Genomic DNA, 6722 nt, shown 5'->3' with positions numbered 1-6722 from the left:
GTTTTGCGTGTTATTCGATAAACACCAGAAATTGCAATTGCCACAAATCAAACAGCAAGGCGTGATTGGCAGAGCGTTGCAAATCGTTGGGCGACAGTTCGTTTTGGTTGCACAAAGCGGCGATAAAATCGTCTTCAGCGCCCTGCTTATCCCAAATGGCGCCATTGATGTACAGCAAGGTTTCGTTTGCCACCTGTGCGAACGCGAAGCGACAGACCGGGTCTTTTTCCATGCCGTCGCATTCGGTCAGTGCCTGGCAGAAAGCCTCGAATTCCGGTGTTTCGTCTTCGGTTAAGGGTTCCGGCAGTTGGCGTGACGCTTCCGCATCCAGTTGGGTGGCAAAACGCCCAAACCAGGTTTTCAGCAGGCTTTTATCCTGTAAAGCCGACAGCAGCAGCGCTTGCGCTTGTGTAACCGCCTTGTCGGTGATTTCACCTGGGTTGAGATTGTCCGACCAGGTCGGGTCTTGGTAGCTTGCTTGGAAGGCCGACATTTCCGATAAATGATCTCCCAAACTGTCCCAGAGTTCCTGACCTTGGTAGCTGCGGTACCCAATGGAAAAGGTCATGCAGTCGTCGGTCAAACCGATGCCATGATGCCCCCATTTCGGGGGAATGTAGAGGATGTCGCCGGGTTGGCAAACCATGTCGTCTTCCACGATAAAGGTTTTCATCAAGCGTAAATCCACGCCTTCGATGTGATTTTCCGCTGTGCAGTGTTGCGACGACAATTGCCAGCGGCGTTCGCCTTGCGCCTGCAACAGGAAGACATCATAGTGATCGTAGTGGGGGCCGACATTGCCGCCAACCGCCGCATAACTGACCATGATGTCGTCGATTCGCCAGCGAGGAATGAAATTAAATTCATTCAGCAACGAGTTGATTTCCGGTATTAAACGATCCATGCCCTGCACCAGAAGCGTCCAGTTTTCTTCCGGTAGTTCCTGATAAACGCTTTCTGGGAAAGGCCCTTTTTTCAGTTCGTAATCGGTGTCGCTGTGCTGAATCACGATGCGACTTTCCACTTCTTCTTCCAGCGATAAACCGGCCAGTTCTTCAGCGGAAATGGGCGGCACAAAATCCGGCAGGGCGTTGCGGATCAGCAGCGGCTTTTGTTGCCAGTAATCGTTTAAAAACTGGGCTTTGGATACAGCGGAAAATTGAATCATGGGGGGGTCTGTCTCACGGGTTGAAAAAGCATTAACAAAACCGCCATTATAACGGAAAAAACAATGTATTCGGCGCCGAGTAGAAGAGGCATTTGCGACCCTCTCAAGAGGGAAATTGGTTTTTTATCCAGGCCTGGTAGATGTGGCCTTTGATTGATTTTTGTGGATTTTAGACCGCTAACCCATAAAAAAACCTTGAAGTTTGTTATAATTTTTTCTTATTTTTTGAAGGCTGATGGCATGGCCGATGCAACGATTGTAAGGACGCTCTTTCTGAAATGAATCGCTTTTTCCCTAAAACCTTTAACCGTGAGCAAAGTTTGCTGTCGGCGATTTTCAGTGTCTTGCTGCTCGGTCTGTTGATCTTTTTTGCCATCTTTTTTGCGTTCGAAACTGGCAATCTCAACCGAATTGAAAGCTTGCAGCGCTAGCAGATTGAAACCGCTTTTCAAACCAATCTACAGCAACACTTAAATGAGCACTACGACAATCAGTTGCAGGTGTTTATTGATGAAGACATTAAACAGGCACTGGCGCAGCAGAACCGCCCGCACCTGCAGGCGCTGACTGAGCGGCTGTTGCACAAAGCCAAGCAGAATGACCCTTATCTGCAGGCGATTCATTATCACCTGCCCGATGGTCGTTCTTTTTTGCGTTTGCATCGCCCGGGGGTCTTCAGCGACACCATTGCCGCCAAACGCCCTTATATCGAACAGATGCACCAACATCAGACCAAGCTGTATGGCTTTGAAAACGGTTTGGTGCAGACGCCTTTGTTTCGAGTCATCGAACCCTTATTCTGGCAGGGCGAGTACATAGGGGCGGTGGAGATCGGTGCTTCGCCGAAAAAGGTACTGGATTTGCTCGCAGAGAACAATCTGGTAGAAGGCGTGATGACGTTTTTCAAAGCGCAGCCGCCGGTGGTCTTCGAAACCATTCGCCATCCCGAACTCTTGAGTCGCTATCAACAGCATATCCGTTATGACACCACCTTGCCATCGACGATTTCGGCCGATGACAAACGCTTTCAGTATGAACGCTTTCCGATTGAGGATTTTTCGGGGCAGCCGATCGGTGAGTTTGTGTTTTTCTATGATGTCACCGCTTTTTACGACGATTTTCACACCACGTTGCTGGTGATGGCGGCGGCTTCCGCAGGCATTTTACTGACGATTTTTCTGCTATTGAAACTCTTGGTGCGACGTTATGAACGGATGCTGATGCGCACCTTCGAACGCACCCAAAAAATCCTCGATGCCCAATCGGACATTGTTCTAGTGACCAATGGCAGTCAGATTATTGAGGTCAATCAACGCTTTTTGGATGTGTTGCAGTACGATTCTCTGGCGTCGTTTCTCCAAGAACATCAATGCATCTGTGAGTGTTTTCTGGCAGGAAAAGGGTTGGTGACCACTTTTACCGAAAACCAACTGTGGACACATTATTTATTGGAACACCCGCACAAGGAAAATCTGGCGAAAATCCGTCTTCAGGATCGCATTCTTACCTACAGTCTCCATGCCCAGTGGCTGAATGACAGTGAAATTGTCATCACCATGCAGGACATCACCGACCTGAAAAACAATGAACGCGCCTTGCGGGATTACCTGCGACTGGTCGATCAGAACTTGCTGATTTCCTCGACGGATCTGGACGGTAACATCACCTATGTTTCCCAAGCGCTTATTAAAGTCAGTGGTTACCGAAAAGAAGAGTTGATCGGCTTCACCCATCGTGTGATTCGTCACCCGGACATGCCAGACGAATTGTTTGATGATTTGTGGGACACCATTTTGCAGGATAACACCTGGCACGGTGAACTCAAAAGCCTGACCCGTGATGGCGACTTTTTCTGGAGCGAACTGTGGATTCATCCGAAATTCGATGAGCTGGGCGAAAAAGTCGGCTACACCGCGATCCGCCACGACATTACCGATAAAAAACGATTGGAAGCCACTGCGATTACCGATGGCCTGACCGGGCTGTATAACCGACGTCATTTTGATACCGTTCTGCCAAAATTGCTCAATGCGGCGAAACGTAAAAACGAGTCGCTGGCCTTTGCGATTTTGGATGTGGATTACTTTAAACCCTATAACGACACCTACGGTCACCAGAAAGGGGATTGGGCTTTGAAAGAAGTCGCCCGAGTGTTGCAGCACAATCTTAAACGGGCGGACGATTTTGCGTTTCGGTTAGGGGGAGAAGAGTTTGGCGTGGTGTTTAAAGTTGAGGCACATCAAAATGCTTTGCAACTGATGGAGCTGATTCGACAGGGGGTTGAAAACAGCCAAATCGAACACGCGAAAAACAGCGCATCGTCTTATTTAACGGTCTCCATCGGGCTGGTGTGCCGTCCAGCGGCGGATATTTCTGATATTGATGCTCTCTATAAGGATTCCGACAAGTTGCTGTATCAGGCCAAAGAATCCGGACGCAATCGTGTGGTGGTTGAAACAGGAAAAAGCGCCTGTATTCAACCACCTGAAGAAGTCAATTAATGCCGCCTAACGTCCTTTCAACATGGTCAACGCCAATTCGATGTTTTGCGCCTGCTGTGCCGCATTGCCGATGTAAGAGGCCGGCGTCATGTCTTTCAGCATTTGTTTGGCGTCTTCCGGCAATGCCAGCGTATCGACGAAATCCTGCATGATTTGCTTGTTGACGCGACGACCGCGCGTCAGTTCTTTTAACTTCTCATACGGCTTTTCAATGCCGTAACGACGCATCACGGTTTGAATCGCTTCCGCCAGCACTTCCCAGTTGTTGTCTAAGTCGTCCGCCATGGCTTGCGCGTTGACTTCCAGTTTGTTCAAACCTTTCAGGGTGGCTTGCAGGGAAATTAGGGTGTGCGCCACGCCCACGCCCAGATTACGTAACACCGTGGAGTCGGTCAAATCACGCTGCCAGCGCGAAATCGGTAATTTTTGACCCAGGTGATCGAAGATGGCGTTGGCGATGCCCAGGTTGCCCTCGGAGTTTTCGAAGTCGATTGGATTGACTTTATGCGGCATGGTCGAAGAACCGATTTCGCCGGCAACGGTTTTCTGTTTGAAGAAGTTGATGGAAATGTAGCTCCAGACATCACGGTCGAAGTCGATCAAAATCGTATTGAAACGCTGCATGGCGTGGAAGTATTCCGCAATGTAGTCGTGCGGTTCGATTTGGATGGTATAAGGGTTCCAGGCCAAGCCCAGGCTTTGCACGAATTGCTCGGTCAGTTCATACCAGTTGATGGACGGGTAGGCCGCCAAATGGGCGTTGTAATTGCCGGTGGCGCCGTTGATTTTCCCCATGATTTGCACATTCATCAGTTGCTTGATCTGGCGTTGCAAACGGTAAGCGACATTGGCGAATTCTTTACCGGCGGTGGTTGGGGAAGCCGGCTGGCCGTGGGTGCGAGACATCATCGGAATGTCGGCCATTTCGGTGGCCATTTCAGCGACTTTGTTCACGAGGGTTTGCATTTCCGGCACGATGACATTTGAGCGTGCGTCTTTTAACATCAAGGCATACGCCAGATTGTTGATGTCTTCGGAGGTACAGGCAAAATGCACAAACTCGCCAATGGCGTTCAGTTCGGTATTGTCGCCAAAGTGTTCCTTAATCAGGTATTCCACCGCTTTTACATCGTGGTTGGTGGTTTTTTCGATGTCCTTAACGCGTTGCGCCATGTCCAAGGTGAATTCGTCCACCAATTTCATCAAATGGCTTTCCGCTTCCGAACTCAGTGCGGGCACTTCCGGAATCCCTGGGTGGTTGGCCAGCATCCGCAACCAGGACACTTCCACCTTCACACGATTTTTGATGAGACCGTACTCGCTGAAAATCTCTTTAAGGTTGGACAAGCGCGCACCATAGCGACCATCGACAGGTGAAATAGCAGTCAGTTCTGAAAGTTGCATCCGTTAAGTTCCTTCTTTTAAGGCGAAATAGCGTAAAAAATTGGCGCTATTATAACTGAATGTAATGCAGTTTGCCTTGGGTGTTGTCTGGCGCAATCCATGCTTGCATTAACCCGAACCGATTCGAGTAAAGGAACGCGATGGTCAATTTTTTACAAATGCGTGGAGGAATAGAATGTTGGATTCAAAACTGTTGAAGGCGCTTATCGGGATAAACCTGTCTGTGTTACTTCTGCCAGGCCTGGGCATTTGGCCGATGGCCGCTCAGGCCGCCGTGTTTGAAGAACAGGCGGGGGAAACCCACTTTGAAAACCGAGTGCGCGATTTTCGCTGGCAGAGTGATCGGGTCACCTATCAATGCACTTCCGGCAAGACCGTCACCGTCATTTACATGGACATTGATCCCAACGGGCATCTGGCCGTGATTCAATACAACGGCACCATGCGGCTGATGCAGCCTTATAAGGTGACGGACAGCAGTGTCAAGTATATGGCACTGGATGAAAAAAACAGCCTGCGGTGGCACCAGCTCGGCAATCGTGGTTTTCTGAGTTATCTGCCCTACGGGGAACACGGCGAACAACGACTGGAAAAACTCTGCTTGGCGCAATAAACATGACCGTCCTTTTTGTTTTCACATTTGGAAAACGTTAAACGGGCGTAAATTTCGGCTAGAGGTTTTAAGCTTATATCATTGTTTTAAAAATAGAATTTGTATTTATTAACAGTTGTTAATATTTTATTAATGTCGCCTATAAGAAAATTTAGGGTTTCCCCTGATTGATAATTTGGCGATGGGTTTTTATGCTAATGCACTCATTCAAGTGGCTGTCACACAGGGCAGGCACCGATTGAAATTTTATCCATCTTCTTAACCCGAATGAAGCTAGGGGAAACACCATGCTCGATTACATGCGCTATCATTTTAAAAACCTTTGGTTCCGAGATAAATCGGAAGAGGTCATTTTCATTAACAAGCACGCCGTACAGATGCGCGCCGGTTTGATGTTGCTGATTCCAATTTACATGGTGATTGTGCTGTTCACCACGGTTTTAGCCCCGACTTGGACGGTGTTACCGAATACCTTTGTGGAAGAAACCTTTGACGTCACTCAGGACTGGCGCACGATTTTTAATGTGCAGGCCTATCGCACCCCATTTGATTACACCATTCCCAGTCTGGTGTTGATTTACGGTTTTTTTGAAATGATTACCGGCATGTTTGTCCGCACCGCCTATTTATCGCCCACCATTCACCTAGCCACCTTCCTGACGCGCAATACTCGCCCGAAATGGGAGCCGCTGAAACCCAAGCGTTTTGCTTGGATTATCGGTGCCACGCTGATTTCTTTGTGTTTGTTGTTTTTTAACCCCGATACGGCCGCACGGTTTGTCAACGATCTTTTTGGCACGCAAATTCTGCCGACCGACCATAACTGGATGCCGGACTTCATTCCGCTGCTGGTGGGCATCTGCTTCCTGCTGATGTGGATGGAGGCGGTGTTCGGTTTCTGCTTGGGTTGCAAAATGCATTGGCTGCTGGCGAAGTTGCACATCTTCAAACAGCATTGTTATGACTGTATGAACGTTGACTTCGACCAACGCGCTTGGATGGAAGAACGAAAAGCCGCGGAAAAAGCCTTGAAAGC

The 6722-nt window shown here is 48.9% G+C and carries 6 protein-coding genes; 4 read left to right on the top strand and 2 right to left on the bottom strand.

Features of this window, described 5'->3' with window-relative positions; translation table 11 throughout:
• Positions 1–10: 10 nt before the first annotated feature.
• Complete coding sequence (locus ACP5D0_RS09555) at positions 11–1168, bottom strand: JmjC domain-containing protein (RefSeq protein ID WP_472365535.1); 1158 nt, start codon at positions 1166–1168, stop codon at positions 11–13.
• 278 nt (positions 1169–1446) lie between these two features.
• Here ACP5D0_RS09555 and ACP5D0_RS09550 point away from each other — a divergent pair, with 278 nt between their 5' ends.
• On the top strand, positions 1447–1599 hold the full coding sequence (locus ACP5D0_RS09550) for a hypothetical protein (RefSeq protein ID WP_472365534.1): 153 nt from the start codon (positions 1447–1449) through the stop codon (positions 1597–1599).
• Between the two features lie 69 nt (positions 1600–1668).
• A complete protein-coding gene (locus tag ACP5D0_RS09545) occupies positions 1669–3669 on the top strand; it encodes a diguanylate cyclase (RefSeq protein WP_472365536.1) in 2001 nt (666 codons plus the stop codon).
• Positions 3670–3675: 6 nt separating this feature from the next.
• Here the strand turns inward: ACP5D0_RS09545 and purB are convergent, their stop codons facing one another.
• Entirely contained in the window at positions 3676–5073 is a 1398-nt protein-coding gene (purB, locus tag ACP5D0_RS09540; protein WP_472365533.1) for an adenylosuccinate lyase, read from the bottom strand.
• 175 nt (positions 5074–5248) lie between these two features.
• On the opposite strand from purB, the gene ACP5D0_RS09535 reads away from it, so the two are divergent.
• Positions 5249–5686, top strand: a complete 438-nt coding sequence (locus ACP5D0_RS09535) for a hypothetical protein (RefSeq protein ID WP_472365532.1) — start codon at positions 5249–5251, stop codon at positions 5684–5686.
• Between the two features lie 287 nt (positions 5687–5973).
• Positions 5974–6722 (top strand): DUF4395 domain-containing protein (locus ACP5D0_RS09530; RefSeq protein WP_472365531.1); only part of this gene is annotated, 749 nt, incomplete at its 3' end.

Source organism: Hydrogenovibrio sp., from assembly GCF_049975065.1.
GTDB lineage: Bacteria > Pseudomonadota > Gammaproteobacteria > Thiomicrospirales > Thiomicrospiraceae > Hydrogenovibrio.
The sequence above is the reverse complement of the archived record's forward strand: the minus strand, read 5'-3'. Positions and strand labels throughout refer to the sequence as shown.

Excerpts from the sequence above, each read along its gene's own strand:
- purB (WP_472365533.1), bottom strand. The coding sequence starts at position 5,073 with ATGCAACTTTCAGAACTGACTGCTATTTCACCTGTCGATGGTCGCTAT.
- ACP5D0_RS09555 (WP_472365535.1), bottom strand. The coding sequence starts at position 1,168 with ATGATTCAATTTTCCGCTGTATCCAAAGCCCAGTTTTTAAACGATTAC.
- ACP5D0_RS09550 (WP_472365534.1), top strand. The coding sequence starts at position 1,447 with ATGAATCGCTTTTTCCCTAAAACCTTTAACCGTGAGCAAAGTTTGCTG.
- ACP5D0_RS09535 (WP_472365532.1), top strand. The coding sequence starts at position 5,249 with ATGTTGGATTCAAAACTGTTGAAGGCGCTTATCGGGATAAACCTGTCT.